Raw genomic sequence first — 16,346 nt, 5'->3', positions numbered from 1 at the left:
CGGCCCGGACATCCTGGCAAGAATCTCCCTTTTGACCATCTGCTGTGAAACTTTGTGCCACACTGGCCCCGTGAGCAGCAGCACGCCCGAGGGGCCGTGGGTCGTCGGGCTCGACGTCGGGGGGTCGGGGAGCCGCCTCCTCGCCCGCCGCCTGCCCGCCGCGGCACGGTCCGGTGCGGGTACGGACGACGTCGCGCTGACCGGCCGACCGGTCGCCATCGGGCCCACGGGGAGCGACGCCGCAGACGTCGTGCGTGACCTCCTCGATGCCCTCCGTGCCGCGGTCCCCGCTCTCGCCGCGGACGGCGTCGCCGCTGCCGCGGTCGGTGCGACCGGCCTCGCGTCCCTCGTGCGCGACCCCGCCGAGCTGCACGCCGCGCTGCGCACGGGCCTCCCTCCCGCCGAAGGTCTCGCGGTCGACGGCGACCCGGCCGCCCGGCCCGGCCCGCGCACCGCCGTCGCGGCGGACGCGCTCACCGCGCACCTCGGCGCGCTGTCGGGCCGTCCCGGCGCCGTGGTGGCGGTCGGGACCGGGGCGATCGCGCTCGGCACCGACCTGCGGACCGTGTGGCACCGCGTCGACGGGTGGGGCCACCTGCTCGGCGACCTGGGTTCCGGGTCGTGGATCGGCGCGCAGGGGCTGCGGGCCGCGGTCGCCGCGCACGACGGCCGCGACTCCGGCGGCTCGCCGGCGCTGCTCGCCGCCGCCGTCGCGCGGTTCGGCCCGGTGCCGTCGTGGCCCGGGCAGCTCTACACGCGCGCCGACCGCGCCCAGGTGCTCGCGTCGTTCACGCCCGACGTCGCGGCCGCCGCCCGGGCCGACGACCCCGTCGCGCGGCAGGTCCTCGCGGGCGCCGGGACCCACCTCGCGACGACGCTCGCCGCCGCGCTCGTCGACGGCGTCCCGCCGCTCGCCGCCGCGACCGGCGGGGTGCTGGGGATCGGCCCGCTCCTGACGGACGCGTTCCGGGCGCGGCTCGCCGTGCTGCGGCCCGACGTCGCGCTCGTCGACCCCGCGGGCACGCCCCTCGACGGCGCGCTGCACCTCGCCGCGCGCCTCGCGACCGAGCCGGGCTCCGTCGTCGGGCACGCGCCCTGGCTCACGCTCGGCGACCCCGCCGCGCCACCGACCGCCGGGCCACCGACCGCCCTGCCGCCGGGCGCGCCCGGCACCGCCCCGCACCCGACCACCGCCGAGGAGACCCCATGACCGCCGACGGCCTCGTCCGCATCCGCCAGGCCCTGCCGAGCCTGCGGCCCGCCGAGGCGCGCATCGCCGAGGCCGTGCTCGCCGACCCGGCGGCCGTCGTGGGCAAGACGATCACGGAGCTCGCCGCGCTCGTCGGGACGTCGCAGGCGACGGTCGTGCGGTTCTGCCGCGCGGTCGGGTACGCCGGGTACCCGGAGTTCCGCATCGACCTCGCGCAGGCGACGAGCCGCCGCGCCGTCGAGCAGGAGCGCGCGAACGTCGCGCACGGCGAGATCGACCCCGACGACACGCTGCACGACGTCGTCACGAAGATCGCGTTCCACGAGGCGCGCACCATCGAGGAGACGGCGCGCATGCTCGACCTCGACGCGCTGGAGCAGGTCACCGCCGCGGTCGCGCAGGCGACGCGGATCGACCTGTTCGGCGTCGGGTCGAGCGGGCTCACGGCGCAGGACCTCGCGCAGAAGCTCCAGCGCATCGGGCTGCTGTGCTTCGCGTCGCCGGACCCGCACGTCCAGCTCCAGTCCGCGGCGCTCCTGGCCGAGGGTGCCGTCGCGGTCGGCGTCTCGCACAGCGGGCTCACGGTCGAGACGAACGACGCCCTGCGCATCGCGCGCGACCGTGGCGCGACGACCGTCGCCGTGACGAACTTCCCCGAGTCGCCGCTCGTCGAGCACGCGGACCTCGTGCTCACCACGACGGCGCGCGAGACGCAGTTCCGGTCCGGCGCCCTGTCGAGCCGCATCGCGCAGCTCGCGCTCGTCGACTTCCTGTTCGTGCGCGTCGCGCAGCGCCTGTACGACCGCACGACCGCGAACCTGCGCGCGACGTACGAGGCCGTGCAGCCCCACCGCCTCGGCTACGACCGCCGGACGCGCCCGTGACCACCGTCGAGACGCCGGGCCTCGAGCTGCGCACGGACCTCCTCACGCGGGTCGCGCAGGCGCACGACGCGTCGCACTACCTCCTGCGGCCCGAGGTCGTCGTGCGCGCGCGCGACCGCGACGGGGTCGTCGCCGCGATGCGCGAGGCGACCCGCCGCAGGCTGCCGGTGACGTTCCGCTCCGGCGGCACGAGCCTGTCCGGCCAGGCGTCGGGCGCGGGCGTGCTCGTCGACACGCGCACGCGCTTCACCCGGGTCGAGGTGCTCGACGGCGGCGAGCGCGTGCGCTGCGAGCCCGGCGCGACGCTGCGGCTCGTCAACGCGCACCTGCTGCGGCACGGGCGCCGGCTCGGCCCGGACCCGGCGAGCGAGATCGCGTGCACGATCGGCGGGGTCGTGGCGAACAACTCGTCGGGCATGTCGTCGGGGACGGCGCGCACCGCGTACCGGACGGTCGAGGCGATGACGGTCGTGCTCGCGAGCGGGACGGTCGTCGACACGGGCGCGCCCGACGCCGACGCGCGCCTGCGCGCCGCCGAGCCCGCGATCCACCGCGGTCTCGCGGAGCTGCGCGACCGCGTGCGGGGCAGCGCGGCGGCGCGCGCGGAGATCGAGCGCCTGTTCTCGATGAAGAACACGATGGGCTACTCCGTCAACGCGTTCCTCGACCACGACGAGCCCGTGAAGATCCTCGAGCACCTGCTCGTCGGGAGCGAGGGGACGCTCGGGTGGGTCGCCGACGTGACGTTCCGGACGGTGCCGCTCCTCGCGCACGCCGCGACGACCCTCCTCGTGCTCGACTCGCTGGAGCACGCCACGGACGCGCTCGTGCCGCTCGTCGCGTCGGGCGCGGAGGCGATCGAGCTGCTCGACGCGGCGTCGCTCCGCGTCGCCGCGGCGGAACCGGCCGCCGATCCCTCGATGCGCTCGCTGGCCTCCGGGGCGGGCATCCACCGGCAGACCGCGCTCCTCGTCGAGTACCGCGCGGCGACCCCCGACGCTCTCGCGCCCTTCCAGGAGGCGGCGCGCGACGTCGTCGGCTCGCTCGCCGGCTCCCTGGCCGTCCCCGCCACGGTGACGACCGACGCCGCGACGCGCGAGCGCCTGTGGCGCGTGCGCAAAGGCCTCTACACCGCCGTCGCGGGCGCGCGGCCCGCGGGCAGCACCGCGCTGCTCGAGGACGTGGCCGTCCCCGTCGCCGACCTCACCGCGACGGTGCGCGACCTCGGCGCGCTCTTCGAGCGCCGGGGCTACGGCGACGCGGTGACGTTCGGGCACGCCAAGGACGGCAACCTGCACTTCATGATCACGCCGCGCCTCGGCGACCGCGCCGAGCTCGACCGGTACGCGGCGTTCAGCGACGACCTCGTCGACCTCGTGCTCGGCCACGGCGGCACGCTCAAGGCCGAGCACGGCACCGGCCGCATCATGGCGCCGTTCGTGCGGCGCCAGTACGGCGACGAGCTCTACGCCGTCATGCGCGAGGTCAAGGGGCTGCTCGACCCGCACGGCCTGCTCAACCCGGGCGTCGTGCTCACCGACGACGACCACGAGCACCTGCGGAACCTCAAGGTCGAGTCGTCGGCGGGCGGGGACGACGCGGCGCTCGTCGACCGCTGCGTCGAGTGCGGGTACTGCGAGCCGGGCTGCCCGTCGCGCACCGTGACGACCACGCCGCGCCAGCGCATCGCGCTGCTCAAGGAGATGGCCGCCGCGCCGCCCGCCGAGCGGCGCGAGCTCGAGCGGCAGTACGCCTACCAGGGCGTCGCGACGTGCGCCGCGGACTCGCTGTGCGTCGAGGCGTGCCCCGTGGGCATCGACACGGGCGTCGTCATGAAGGGCCACCGCGCGCGGTCGCAGCCGCGGCTCGTGCAGCGCGGGGGAGCGGCCGCCGCCGAGCACTGGGGGACCGTCGTCACGGGCCTGCGCGCCGCGCTCGGTGTCGTCGAAGCGCTCCCGACGCCGCTCGTGCGCGTCGCGTCCGAGGTCGCCCGCGGGGTCGTCGGGACGGACGTCGTGCCGCGCGTCGACGCCGACCTGCCCGGCCCCGGGCCGCGCCGCGGGACCACGGCCGTCGTGCCCGACGGCGGCGCCACCCCCGCGCGTGCGGTGCTGTTCGCGTCCTGCATGGGCGAGCTCTTCGCGCCCGCCGAGGCCGGCCTGCCCGGGGGCGCGTGCGGGGGGGACGGCGCGAGCCGCCCGGTCGGGGCCGAGGCCGCGTTCCGGGCGCTGTGCGAGCGGGCGGGCGTCGGGCTCGTGGTCCCCGACGGGATCGGCGGGCTGTGCTGCGGCACCCCGTGGTCGTCCAAGGGCCTGCCCGACGGCGCGGCCGCCATGGCCCGCAAGGTCGTAGACGCGCTGTGGGTCGCCACGCGCGAGGGCGAGCTGCCGGTCGTGTGCGACGCGTCGAGCTGCACCCACGGCCTCGCCGAGACGGCGCGCCACCTCACCGGGACGGACCCGCGCGACGAGCGGACGCGCGACCGGTTCGCCCGCCTGCGGGTCGTCGACGCCGTGACGTTCGTGCGCACCGACGTGCTGCCCGGCCTCGCGGCCCGCGGGTTCGACGTCGCGCGGGCGGGGGACGTCGTCGTGCACCCGACGTGCGCGACCGTGCACCTGGGCGCCGTGGACGACCTGCGGGCCGTGGCGGAGGCCGTCGCCGAGCGCGCCACCGTGCCGACGGCCTGGGGCTGCTGCGGGTTCGCCGGCGACCGGGGGATGCTGCACCCCGAGCTCACCGCGGGCGCGACGCGCGCCGAGGCGGACGAGGTCGCGCACCGCGCCGGCACGCTCCCCGAGGGGCGCTTCGACGCGTACGTGTCGAGCAACCGGACGTGCGAGATGGGCATGTCGCGCGCCACGGGCGAGGACTACGTCCACGTGCTCGAGCTCCTCGAGGCGGCCACGCGCCCCGGCGCGGCCGTCTGACCCCCGCGCGGTCGAGCCGGGAGCGGGCGATCGCGGTCGAGCCGGGAGCGGGCGCTCGGCGCGGTCGCTGCGACGCGGGGAGGCGGCAGACCGCTCGTCGCGGTGCATAGGGAGCGCTGACCGGTGGACGCCACCGCCGGCACGCCCCCAGGAGGACGACCGGATGGACGGCATCACCGCGATCGCGCAGCGGGTGGCTGCCATCGAGGCGACCCTCAGCCCCGCCCGCACCGTCGACGTCCGCACCGTCGACACTCGCGCCGCGGACGCCGTCGCGAGCGGCTCCGGCGCGCGCTTCGACGAGCTCCTCAGCACGGTGCTGGCGGGCTCGACCGGCACCGGCAGCACCGCGGTGGCGGGCGCGACCGGTCCCGACCGGACGCGCACGGTCGACGGCGTCCCCGGCGACCTCGCGGCCTACGGCAACGGGAAGATCCCCCGGTCCGCCCTGCAGGAGGTCGGGACGACCGGCCACCGCCTCTGGGCGCCCGCGGGCCAGGCGCTCGAAGGCCTGCTCGCCGAGGCGGCGCGCGACGGCGTCCGCATCGGCATCACGGACTCCTACCGGTCCTACGACGCGCAGGTCGACGTCGCCGCGCGCAAGGGCCTGTACTCCCAGGGCGGGCTCGCCGCCGAGCCGGGGACCAGCCCGCACGGCTGGGGCATCGCGGTCGACCTCGACCTGGACGATCGGGCCCAGGCGTGGATGCGCACCAACGGCGGCCGCTTCGGCTTCGTCGAGGACACCCCGCGCGAACCGTGGCACTGGGTGTACCGGTCCTGACCACCGCGGTCGCGACCTTGTGCGGTAGGCGTCGCAACAACCGCTCGGCCGCGGTCGCGACCTCGAGCCGCCACGCTGGGGGTCTGGTCGGCGGTCACCGGGCCGGCAGCCCCGACCATGCTCGCAGGTCGTCACCGGACGTCGTCGCGCCCTCGGCGGCGGCGCGACGGGCCCCGTCGACGTCGTCGAGCACGCAGGGCTCGGACAGCCAGAACAGCGTCTCGCGCAGCGACTCGAGGTAGTCCCCGGCCATCAGCACCGCGGCACCGCGCCCCTGCCGGGTGATCCGCATGATCTGGAGCTCTCGCTCGGCCTCGTCCACCAGGGCCGACAGCCTGTCCCTCGCCTCGCTGAGAGCTACCGACTTCATGCGCTCATACTGTCCGGACTACGAGCCTGTGAATAGCCTCATTCTTGCCAAAGAGGCACCCCTTCTTCCCGTGCTCGCGGCCTTCTCGGCCCACGGGACGCCGGGAGGCCCGCGCAGCGGGCGTGCAGGCCGTCGGCCTCGACGTGCTCGACGGCGGATCGTTGGCGGGATCTCTGCGCGCTCGAGGTCAGTTCCCGAACCCGACAGCGCAGTCAGGATTCGGCTGCGTTCCTGCCTGTAGTCCGTGCATCGGCGGACTTTCGACTTTTGATTGACACCCGACAGAAGCCTCGTAGGATGACGACCGAGTGGTAGGTGAATTTCACCCGACCGCTACGGCCCGACCGCCTCCGCGCGTGCCCCGGTGCACGTGGTGGCACTCTCCGTCCGCACGACGACGTGCGGGGGGATCGCGCTCGACGACGAGACGAGGAGGACCACCGGGCAGGGGGCGCGCAGCCCTCCCACCAGCACAGACAGACCGAGCCGCCCTGATTCCGTCGTTGGCGCGACGGGGGCGACCCGGTCCGGATGACCCCTCACAGGCGACTGAACCTCACAGGAGCGGCATCAGATGAAGGATATCGACCGGCGTACGCGCCGGAACCGGCGGGTGACCGCGGCTCTGGCCGCCGGCGCCCTCGCGCTCACGGGCCTGGGCGCGGCGACGGCACCCGCCGTCGCGCACGACGGCGTCGACCACGGCGCGGAACCGGGCGCCGAGGCGGCGCTCGACTGGTCCAACTACGAGCGCGTGCTGCTGACGAAGGACGTGGGCGAGCCCATCGACCTCGCGATCCTCCCGGACTCGCGCGTCCTGCACACGGCCCGCAACGGCGACGTGCGGCTCACCGACCCGGCGACGGGCATCACGCGCGTGGTCACGACGCTCGACGTCTACGCGAACTCCGAGGACGGCCTCCAGGGCGTCGCGCTCGACCCGGAGTTCGAGGACAACGGGTGGGTCTACCTCGTCTACGCGCCGCGCGACGCGGACGGCGACGGCGTCGCGGACACTCCGACGGGCAACGCGCCCAACTCGCTCCCGGCGGGCGAGGACGAGAGCTACTGGGACCGCTGGGTGGGCGTGAACCGTCTCGCGCGGTTCCAGTGGACGGGCGACACGATCGACCTCGCGAGCGAGCAGGTGATCCTCGACGTCGAGGTGCAGCGCGGCCAGTGCTGCCACGTCGGGGCGGACATCGACTTCGACGGCGACGGCAACCTCTACCTCACGACGGGCGACAACACGCCCGCGAGCACCCCGGGCGCGAACGGCTTCGCGCCGAACAACGACGCCCCCGGCATGAACCCCGGCTTCGACTCGCGTCGTGGCGCGGGGAGCACGAACGACCTGCGCGGCAAGATCCTGCGGATCCACGTCGAGGACGACGGCTCGTACTCGATCCCCGAGGGCAACCTGTTCGCGCCGGGCACCGAGGGCACGCGCCCCGAGATCTTCGTCATGGGCGTGCGCAACCCGTTCCGGTTCGAGGTCGACCCGGAGACGAACTCGCTCTCGTGGGGCGACTACGGCCCCGACGCGACGAAGGCGGTCGCGGAGACCGCGGGCCGCGGGCCCATGGGCCTCGTGGAGTGGAACGTCGTCTCGCTCGACGACCCGCACAACGCCGGCTGGCCCTATGTCCAGGGCGACAACTTCGCCTACAACGACTGGGACTTCGCGACGGGCACGCCGGGGGAGTTCTTCGACCCCGAGAACCTCGTCAACGACTCCCGCTGGAACACGGGCCTGCGCGAGCTGCCGCCGGCCCGCGCCGCGACGCTCTGGTACGGCGACAACCCGGGCGACCAGCCGTGGGACGAGCTCGTGAACTTCGGCTCCGGCTCCGGCCAGGCGCCGATGGGCGGTCCCGTCTACCACTACGACGCCGACAACCCGTCGACCACGAAGCTCCCCGCGTACTGGGACCGCAAGGCGTTCTTCGGCGAGTTCTCGCAGGACTACCTCGCCGCGTTCACGGTCGACTGGGAGACCTTCGACGTCACGCACATCGAGGACTTCCTGCCGAACGCCGCGCTCGCCGCGGCGGGCCAGCCGCCGCACGACAACCCGATGGACCTCGAGTTCGGTCCCGACGGCTCGCTCTACGTGCTCGACTACGGCGACGGCTTCTTCCGCGCGAACCCCGACGCGGGCCTGTACCGGATCGACTACGCCGAGGGCAACAAGGCGCCCCAGGCGCGCTTCACCGCGACGCCCACGTCGTCGTCGCAGGCGCCGCTCGAGGTGACGTTCGACGCGTCGACGTCGTCCGACCCCGAGGGCGACGACCTCACCTACGCGTGGGACGTGGACGGGGACGGCACGTTCGACGCCGAGGGCGTCCGGGCGACGCACACGTACACGGAGATCGGCGCGTACACCGCGCGCCTGCGCGTCACCGACGCGTCGGGCAAGTTCTCCCTCACGTCGCGCGTCATCTCCGTCGGGAACCAGGCGCCCGAGGTCACGATCGAGTACCCGGCCGACGGCGCGTTCTTCGACTGGGGCCAGGCCGTCCCGTACAAGGTGACCACGACCGACGCCGAGGACGACCTCGGCGGCGGCGAGGCGCCGACGCCGCACCTCACGTCGGGCGACCAGATCGGCGAGTGGCTCGCGGACGCCATCGGGCACGACGTCCTCGTCGAGACGCTCGGGGTCGACGCCGAGACGCTGGGCGAGGCCTCCGGCTTCACCCTCGACGAGCTCGTCGCGATCTCCGGCGGCGCCGTCACCGCGCAGATGGTGGCGGACGTGCTCGAGGCGTACGCCGCCGCGTTCGAGGACCCGCAGGCGGGCTCGGGCACCGTGTGCTCGCGCGTCGCGTGGACGTACGGCCTCGGGCACGACGAGCACGCGCACCCCGAGTCCACGGGCACGGGCTGCACGGGCGCGTGGCGCACCGACCCCAACTCGCCCGAGCACGGCCCCGGCGCCCTCCTGTACGGGGCGGTCGTCGTCACGTACACCGACGCGGGCCACAACGGCCTCCCGCCGGCCGCGGGCGAGGCGACGCTGCGCCTCAACCCGAAGGAGCAGCAGGGCGAGCACGCGATCGGCCGCGAGGGCGTCGAGGTGTTCGCCGACGCGACCGCACGGGGCGGCAACGCCGTCCGCGGCCTCGGCGCGGGCGACTTCCTGCGGTACGACCCGGTGAGCTTCGCCGGGATCGACGGCGCCGTGGTCCGCGCGAGCGGTAGCGGCGAGCTTCAGCTCCGCTGGGGCGCGGCCGACGCCGAGCCGTTCGCGACCGCCGTCGTCCCCGCGGGCGAGGGCTGGCAGGATGTCGAGATCACGTTCGACGCCCCCGAGGGCTCGGGCACGCTGTTCGTGACGTCGTCCGACGAGCTCGCGGTGGACGCGATCACCATGGTGGGGGCGGGCGCGGCGGACGTCACCGCCCCGACCGTCGCGCACACGCTCGCGCCGGAGACGCCCACGGGCGTCGGCGGCGTGTTCAACGAGCCGGTGCGGTTCTCCGTGCAGGCCACCGACGACGGCGCGGTCGCGAGCGTGCAGTACTCGCGCGACGCGGGCGCGACGTGGACGAACCTCGCGGCGAACCAGCAGTACGGCGTGACGTTCTCGCAGGACGGCGCGTACGACCTGCTCTACCGCGCGACCGACACGGGCGGCAACGTCTCCGAGGCCGGCGCGGTGTCGTTCACGATCGACCTCGACGCCCCGGACGAGCCGACGGTCGCCTCGGCCACGACGGTCTCCGTCGGCGCCGCGCGCGTCTCCTACGGCGCGCCGGGCGAGGCCGTCGTCACGGTCACGGGCGAGGGCGGCACGCCCACGGGCGAGGTCGTGCTCACCACGGGCGAGACCGAGGTCGGGCGCGGGACGCTCGCGGACGGCACGGCGACGATCGCGATCGACCCGTCGCTCGCCGTCGGGACGCACACCCTCACCGCGACGTACGGCGCCGACGGCGTCTACACGGCGTCGGCGGGGACGGTGCGCCTCACGGTGGCCCAGGCCCGGTCGACCACGACGGGCAGCGTGGCGCCGAACCCGGTGAAGCCCGCCGTCGCGGCGAAGGCGACGCTCCACGTGGAGTCGTCGACCGGCGTCGTGCCCACGGGCGACGTGCAGGTGACGGTGCGCAGGAACAACGGCACCGTCGCGTCGCTCACCGGGACGCTCGACGAGGCGGGGGACGTCGTCGTGACGCTCCCCAAGCTCGCGGCGACCGGCACCTACCAGGTGCAGGCCCGCTACCAGGGGTCCGCCGGGGTCGCGCCCAGCACGGTGAACCTCACCCTCACGGTCCGCAGCTGACCGTCCCACCGGTGGCCCGGGCGACCCGCCCGGGCCACCGGCCCCCAGGCGTCCCCGGGTGCGGTCCCGGGGCGGCTCACCTCGAAGGAGAGACATGAGTTCACATCACCACCCGACGGTCTCGGCCAAGCCGATGACCCGTCGCAACCTGCTCAAGGCGCTCGCGGCGTCGTCGGTCGCCGTGGGCGTGGGGGCCGCCCTCGGTCCGTCGGCGGCGAACGCGCTCGGCGGCGCCCTCCCGACGGCGGTCGCGCCGTCCGGCGGGCGCAACCGGCTCGTGCCGGTGAACCGCATCGGCATCCAGCTCTACACCGTGCGGGACAAGGTCAGCTCGCTCGGGTTCCGGGCCGTGTTCGAGGAGCTCGCCGACATCGGCTACTCCGAGATCGAGTTCGCGGGCTACACGCAGGGGAGCGTCGGCGCGATCACCGTGCCGGAGATCCGGCAGCTGCTCGACGACAACGGCCTGCGGGCCGTCGGTGCGCACGTCAACCTCACCCCGGCGAACATCGACGCCGAGATCGAGAAGGCGCTCGCGCTCGGCATGCCGCACCTCGGCCAGGGCGGACCCATCGCGGGCGGCTACGGCGGACCCATCCCCAAGGCGCAGTGGCTCCAGGCCTGCGAGACCTGGAACCAGATGGGCGAGAAGGCCCGCGCGGCGGGGCTCAAGCTCTACTCGCACAACCACGCCCAGGAGTGGGCGTTCACCAGCGACGACCCGAACCAGCGCGTCTACGACCTGCTGTGGGACAACCTCGACCCCGAGCTCGTGTTCTTCGAGATGGACGTCTACTGGGCGTACGTGGGCCGCCACCTGTACCCCGGGTTCGAGCCGATCGACTACGTCACGCGCGACCCGCGCCGCTTCCCGATCCTGCACCTGAAGGACGGCAAGACCAACGAGTCCAGCGGCAACGGCTACGACATCATCGAGTTCGGCGCCGGCGACATCCCCTACCAGGCGTTCCTCTCCCAGCTCCGCGACCGAGGGCAGCGGTTCGGGCTGTACGAGCAGGACAACGCGGCGACCGTGGCCGAGCCCGGCAACGCCCTCAACTCCCTGGGCAACGCCCGCCGCAGCTACGGCGAGATCTCCTCGCTCCGCGGCTGACGCGGACCGACCACACCTGACAAGGAGCATCACATGAAGTGGAAGTGGAAGGTCCCGGCCGCCGCGCTGCTCGCGGTGGCCACGGCCACGGCGGTCGCGCCCGCGGCGCAGGCCGCCGACGTCGAGTGCACGACCGACCTCGGCGACCGGACCGTCAGCGGCGACCTCGTCGTCCCGGGGGGCGCGGACTGCGTCCTCGGTGGCGCGACCGTCGAGGGCGACGTCGTGGTCCAGCCGGGCGGCTGGCTCGACGCGACGTCCGTGACCGTCGGGGGCGACGTCGTCGCGACCGACGCGTACGGCGTGCTGCTCGACGGCACGAGCGTCGCCGGGGACGTCAGCGTCTACTCGGCGGGCACCCGGAACGGGTTCCTGTACCTCAACGACCTCACCGTCGGGGGCGACGTCGCGGCTGGGGGCGTGGACGTCGAGATCAGCGACTCGACCGTCTCCGGCGGGCTGCTCACGCAGGAGGCGAGCTACGTCGACCTGCTGCGCACGTCCGTGCGCGGCGACGTGACGCTCGACGGCTCCGCGTTCGGCGTGACGGTCGCGGGCGCCGTGGTCGGGGGCACGCTCACCGTGAGCAACGGTGCGCGCGACCTGCTCGTCGGCGCGACGGCGTCCGGCGAGGCCGACGAGTGGGGCAACGCGGTCGCGGGCGACCTCGTGCTCAGCGGCAACGCCGGCAACCTGCGGGTCGCGGGCACGGCGGTCCAGGGCACGATCCGCGCGACGGGCAACGACCCGGCCGCCGTCTTCGGGCCCGGGAACACCGCGGGCGGCGTCGAGGGAGACCACACCGGTGAGGAGCCGGGGGCTGCGCCCGAGGGCGACCAGGCCGTGGCCGTCACCGTGCCGCAGCAGTCCGGGGGCGAGCTCACGTGGTCGCTCGAGGGCTCGTCGCGCCTCGTCGACCTCGGCGTCGCCGACGAGGAGCTCAGCTACTACCAGGCCCAGGGCCAGCTCGTCCCCGTGCGCGTGCAGGACACGCGCGCGGGCGACCCGGCGTGGTCGGTCACCGGCCAGGTGTCCGACTTCACGGCGGGCGGCCAGACGGTCGACGGCAAGCACCTCGGCTGGACGCCGGGCGTCATCGAGAACGGCGGCGACGCGGTCGCCGGCGCCCCGGTCGCGTCCGGGTTCGACGAGGGCGAGGGCCTCAAGCAGGCACGCACCCTCGCGCGGGCCGACGAGGGCCACGCGCGCGGCGCGTCCGTGGTCGGCGCCGAGCTCGACCTCAAGATGCCGCTCGACACCCCGCGCGGCACCTACACCGCGACGATCACGCTCACCGCACTGGGCTGATCCCGCGGGACACCGCAGCCCGGCCCGGCACGGGTCGGGCGACCGGTCGGCCACCACGCACGCCGTGGTGGCCGGCCGGTCCGGCGGCTCTCGTCCGAGCCGCCCCACCTGCACCGACGAAGGACCGAGCGCATGACCCACCGCCGCACCTCTCCCGCCCCCGCGTCCCGCGCCCTGCGCGCGCTCGCCGGGCCCCTGCTCGCGCTCGCGCTGACCGCCGCGCCCGCCGCCGCCGCGCTCCCCGGGGACGCCGCGGCCCCCGGCCACGTCGCGCCCGCCGCGCGGACTGCCGTCGCGACCGACGACGCCCCCGCGCCCGACCCGGAGCAGACCGTGCAGTGGGGCGTGCGTCCGGGAGACACCGCCCAGGGCGTCGACCGGCCCAACTTCGCGTACTCGCTCGCGCCCGGCGGCTCCCTGCGCGACAGCCTCGTCGTCTCGAACCACGGCGACACCCCGCTCGCGCTCGCCGTCTACGCCGCCGACGGCTTCCTCACCGACGACGGCACGCTCGACCTCCTGCCCGCGGGCGAGGAGTCGACCGCGCTCGGGACGTGGATCGCCCTCGACCAGGCCGAGGTCGAGATCCCTCCGCAGGAGCGCGTCGAGGTCCCCTTCACCGTCACCGTGCCCGACGACGCGACGCCGGGAGACTACGCCGCCGGAGTCGTGTCGTCCCTCGTCGTGGTCGCCGAGGACGGCGTCACGACCGATCGGCGGCTCGGCTCGCGCGTGCACCTGCGGGTCCAGGGCGAGCTCGCCCCGGCGCTCGCGGTCGACGACGTGCGGCTCGCCTACGACGGCACGCTCAACCCGTTCGCGCCCGGCAGCGCGACCGTCACGTTCACCGTGACGAACGAGGGCAACGCGCGCGTCGCCCCGGCGACCGCCGTCCGCGTCTCCGGCCCGTTCGGGCTCGGCGCGACGTCCGCGACCGACGTCGACGTGCCCGAGCTGCTCCCCGGCTCGTCCGTCGAGCGGACCGTCGAGGTCGACGGCGTCTGGCCGCTCGGGCGCGAGGTCGCGACGCTGACGGTCGGCGGCGAGGTCGTGCCGCTGCCCGGGACGGTGCCCGACCCGGAGGTCGTCGTGCCGGGCGTCGTCGCGACCGCCACCACCTGGGCCGTGCCATGGGTCGCGCTCGGCCTCCTCGCCCTCGTGGCGCTGGTCGTCGTCTGGCGCGTCCGCGCGCGGCGCCGGGCGCGGACCGCCCAGCAGCGCGCGGTCGACGCCGCCGTCGCCGCCGCGCTCGCCGAGCGTGCCGCGGGTGGGGCGGACGAGGCGCGGGCCGAGGACTCCCCGACCGACCCCGACGCCGTGGGCAGCCCGGCACCGGACCACGACCCCGTGGCGAGACCTGCGCCGTGAGGTGACCGGGCCGGAGCGACGGTGGTGGAGACGGCGTCACCTGGCGTGGCTGAGCGGCGCGGCGCCTTCGATACGGTGCGGGGGTGCAGCTCGAGTGGACACAACCGTTCCGGTGGGGCCTCCTCCTGGCTTTCGACGAGCAGGAGTCCTTCGACCTCCCCCCGGACCTCGGCGACGAGGCGATCGCTTCGTCACCTTCCTGCCTGGCGGTGCCGGTGCTCCATGCCGCCGACGTCGACGTCTCGGACGACTGGCCCGAGGACGTAGATCCTCCGACGGCGACGGTCACCGTGACCGTCGTCGTCGGTGAGCCCTTGCCCACGGGGGCCGCGGAGTTCGACGGACAGCTCAGCTGCCCGTCCGGGCGCCTCGCGATCGGGGACGCCGAGAACGAGCGCACCCTCGACGTCCCCCGAGGGCCGCTGCGTGTACAGGTCGACCGAGAGCCCGCTGAGTACGCGAGCCACGTGACGATGCGCATCGCCGCCCTGGAGCCGGACTGACGCCGGGGAACCTCGGCTCGAGTCCGTGGAGCGGTACCAGGCCCCGCGCCTGAGCGACCCCACCACGCGCGACGCGGGCTCAGCCTTCCGGCCGCGTGACGTCGTCGTGCGGGACGAGCACCTGCACCCCCGGCCGGTCGAGGACGGTCGTCGTCGTGGCGTCGAGGGTCTGCCAGGTCTCGTCGCTGAACCCGTTGCCGGTCGACCGCACGAGCACGGCGGACGACCCCGACGTCAGGTAGCGCAGCGCCTCCTCCTGCCACGCGAGGTTCCGACGGCGCGGCACCGGCTCGCCGGCGGCGTCCCGCGCGCCGTGGTCGTACGAGTACCCCGACAGGTCCACGGGAAGCTCGCAGCCGCGCTCTAGGTCGCGGCTCAGCACGTCGAGGACGGCGAGGACCCCGGGGGAGTCGGCGCGGACGCAGCCGTCGTCGGGGACCGCCGCCGCCACCTCGGCCGTCGGGAACGGGGCGATGCGCGGTGCGGTCTGCACCGCGGCCACGAGGAGGGCTGCGGCGCCGATGCTCAGGAGCGCCCCCGCCGCGACCCGGCCCGGGCGGGGCAGGAGCGAGCACGCGGCGGCCAGGACGAGGACCAGCGCCGGTGCCGAGAACGCGGCGTACTGCGGGTACGCGGACGGCGAGAGCAGCAGGACGCCGACCTGCACCGCGAGCAGCACGACCCACAGCCGCCCGCGCCGCCCGACCCACGCCGCGACCGCGGCGACCGTCGCGAGCCCCAGCACGGTCCACGCCACGGCGAGCTGCTCCTGCTCCGGCACGAGGTCGCGCAGGCCGCCCGTCCCCGTGAGCCACACGAGCCGCTGCTCGAGGTCCGTCGTCGCCGGGGGCCGGGTGAGCTGGTCGAGCACGACCATGCGGACCATGTCCGACCCCGCGGCGAGGAGGAACGGGCCGAGCACCGCCACCAGCGCGACGACGGCGCCCACGGCCGCGCGGGCCGCGGTGCGCCACCCGGCACCGACCAGCAGCCAGAGGAGCACGACGAGAAGCGGCACCACGCCCCAGATCTTGACCGTCGCACCGAGCGCGAGGACGGCCCCGCCCGCCCAGAGCCACGGGCGCTCGCGGCCGGTGCCCTCCTGGCGCCGGTCCAGGCCGCGGAGCAGCAGCACGACCCCGCCGAGCAGGCACAGGGAGCCGAGGGGTTCGAGGAGGGTGAGCCGCTCGGCCCACGCCGCGGCGTACGACAGCGCGTAGAGGACGCCGCCCACGACGGCCGCCGTCGTGCCCCACCGGCGCGCCACGCGCGTCACGAGCACGGCGTTGGCCGCGCCGACGAGCATGATGCCGACGCGCGCGGCGACCAGGGCGTGGTCGTCGCTCGTCCACGTGGTGAGCGCCGCGAAGGGCGTCAGGGCGAGCGTCGAGCCGGGCGGGTGCAGCAGCAGGAAGTCGCGGTAGGGCACGCGGCCGTGCACGAGCGCCACCGCGGCCGAGAAGTACACGCCGTCGTCGTAGCCGCGGTACCCGCCGATCCCGGCCGAGCCGTCGACGAGGTGCCACCGCACGAGGAACGCCAGGCCCGCCACGACGGCGGCCATGACCCACCCCCACCGCGCGG

11 protein-coding genes are annotated in these 16,346 nt (G+C 75.3%); 9 read left to right on the top strand and 2 right to left on the bottom strand.

Features of this window, described 5'->3' with window-relative positions; all coding sequences use genetic code 11:
* Positions 1 to 70: 70 nt before the first annotated feature.
* From HKK73_RS18315 to HKK73_RS18300, 4 genes are all read left to right on the top strand, one after another.
* Positions 71 to 1,210, top strand: coding sequence for an N-acetylglucosamine kinase (locus HKK73_RS18315; RefSeq protein ID WP_216608017.1), 1,140 nt, complete (start codon positions 71 to 73; stop codon positions 1,208 to 1,210).
* Positions 1,207 to 2,094 (top strand): MurR/RpiR family transcriptional regulator, encoded by an 888-nt coding sequence (locus HKK73_RS18310; RefSeq protein WP_021482220.1) that lies wholly within the window; start codon positions 1,207 to 1,209, stop codon positions 2,092 to 2,094. The genes HKK73_RS18315 and HKK73_RS18310 overlap by 4 nt, the downstream gene beginning before the upstream one ends.
* Positions 2,091 to 5,024 carry an FAD-binding and (Fe-S)-binding domain-containing protein gene (locus HKK73_RS18305; protein ID WP_171468584.1) on the top strand — a complete coding sequence of 978 codons (2,934 nt, stop codon included), beginning with the start codon at positions 2,091 to 2,093 and terminating at the stop codon, positions 5,022 to 5,024. The genes HKK73_RS18310 and HKK73_RS18305 overlap by 4 nt, the downstream gene beginning before the upstream one ends.
* Positions 5,025 to 5,187: 163 nt before the next feature.
* Positions 5,188 to 5,808, top strand: coding sequence for a D-alanyl-D-alanine carboxypeptidase family protein (locus HKK73_RS18300; RefSeq protein WP_043658194.1), 621 nt, complete (start codon positions 5,188 to 5,190; stop codon positions 5,806 to 5,808).
* Positions 5,809 to 5,902: 94 nt separating this feature from the next.
* On the opposite strand, the gene HKK73_RS18295 is transcribed toward HKK73_RS18300, so the two are convergent.
* Entirely contained in the window at positions 5,903 to 6,178 is a 276-nt protein-coding gene (locus HKK73_RS18295) for a type II toxin-antitoxin system Phd/YefM family antitoxin (protein ID WP_043658191.1), read from the bottom strand.
* Between the two features lie 613 nt (positions 6,179 to 6,791).
* Between HKK73_RS18295 and HKK73_RS18290 the strand changes: the two genes are divergently transcribed.
* The 5 genes from HKK73_RS18290 to HKK73_RS18270 all read left to right on the top strand — a co-directional run bounded on the left by HKK73_RS18290 (position 6,792) and on the right by HKK73_RS18270 (position 14,762).
* Complete coding sequence (locus HKK73_RS18290) at positions 6,792 to 10,469, top strand: PQQ-dependent sugar dehydrogenase (RefSeq protein WP_253705706.1); 3,678 nt, start codon at positions 6,792 to 6,794, stop codon at positions 10,467 to 10,469.
* Positions 10,470 to 10,563: 94 nt separating this feature from the next.
* Complete coding sequence (locus HKK73_RS18285) at positions 10,564 to 11,583, top strand: sugar phosphate isomerase/epimerase (RefSeq protein WP_034651214.1); 1,020 nt, start codon at positions 10,564 to 10,566, stop codon at positions 11,581 to 11,583.
* Between the two features lie 33 nt (positions 11,584 to 11,616).
* On the top strand, positions 11,617 to 12,891 hold the full coding sequence (locus HKK73_RS18280) for a hypothetical protein (protein ID WP_114552950.1): 1,275 nt from the start codon (positions 11,617 to 11,619) through the stop codon (positions 12,889 to 12,891).
* A 132-nt stretch (positions 12,892 to 13,023) separates the two neighbouring features.
* On the top strand, positions 13,024 to 14,259 hold the full coding sequence (locus HKK73_RS18275) for a WxL protein peptidoglycan domain-containing protein (protein ID WP_171468582.1): 1,236 nt from the start codon (positions 13,024 to 13,026) through the stop codon (positions 14,257 to 14,259).
* An 83-nt stretch (positions 14,260 to 14,342) separates the two neighbouring features.
* The gene (locus tag HKK73_RS18270) at positions 14,343 to 14,762 is read left to right on the top strand and encodes a hypothetical protein (protein ID WP_043660404.1); all 420 of its coding nucleotides are present in this window, start codon (positions 14,343 to 14,345) and stop codon (positions 14,760 to 14,762) included.
* A gap of 79 nt (positions 14,763 to 14,841) precedes the next feature.
* Here HKK73_RS18270 and HKK73_RS18265 read toward each other — a convergent pair whose 3' ends face one another.
* A complete protein-coding gene (locus tag HKK73_RS18265; protein ID WP_043660402.1) occupies positions 14,842 to 16,326 on the bottom strand; it encodes a glycosyltransferase 87 family protein in 1,485 nt (494 codons plus the stop codon).
* Positions 16,327 to 16,346 lie beyond the last annotated feature (20 nt).

Origin of the sequence: Cellulosimicrobium sp. 72-3, from assembly GCF_013127315.1 — a bacterium.
GTDB lineage: Bacteria > Actinomycetota > Actinomycetes > Actinomycetales > Cellulomonadaceae > Cellulosimicrobium > Cellulosimicrobium funkei.
This window is presented reverse-complemented; position numbering and strand designations above follow the sequence as displayed.

Bases quoted from the DNA above. Each gene is read 5' to 3' on its own strand.
- HKK73_RS18300 (WP_043658194.1), top strand. From the start codon at position 5,188: ATGGACGGCATCACCGCGATCGCGCAGCGGGTGGCTGCCATCGAGGCG.
- HKK73_RS18295 (WP_043658191.1), bottom strand. From the start codon at position 6,178: ATGAAGTCGGTAGCTCTCAGCGAGGCGAGGGACAGGCTGTCGGCCCTG.
- HKK73_RS18275 (WP_171468582.1), top strand. From the start codon at position 13,024: ATGACCCACCGCCGCACCTCTCCCGCCCCCGCGTCCCGCGCCCTGCGC.
- HKK73_RS18310 (WP_021482220.1), top strand. From the start codon at position 1,207: ATGACCGCCGACGGCCTCGTCCGCATCCGCCAGGCCCTGCCGAGCCTG.
- HKK73_RS18280 (WP_114552950.1), top strand. From the start codon at position 11,617: ATGAAGTGGAAGTGGAAGGTCCCGGCCGCCGCGCTGCTCGCGGTGGCC.
- HKK73_RS18265 (WP_043660402.1), bottom strand. From the start codon at position 16,326: ATGGCCGCCGTCGTGGCGGGCCTGGCGTTCCTCGTGCGGTGGCACCTC.
- HKK73_RS18285 (WP_034651214.1), top strand. From the start codon at position 10,564: ATGAGTTCACATCACCACCCGACGGTCTCGGCCAAGCCGATGACCCGT.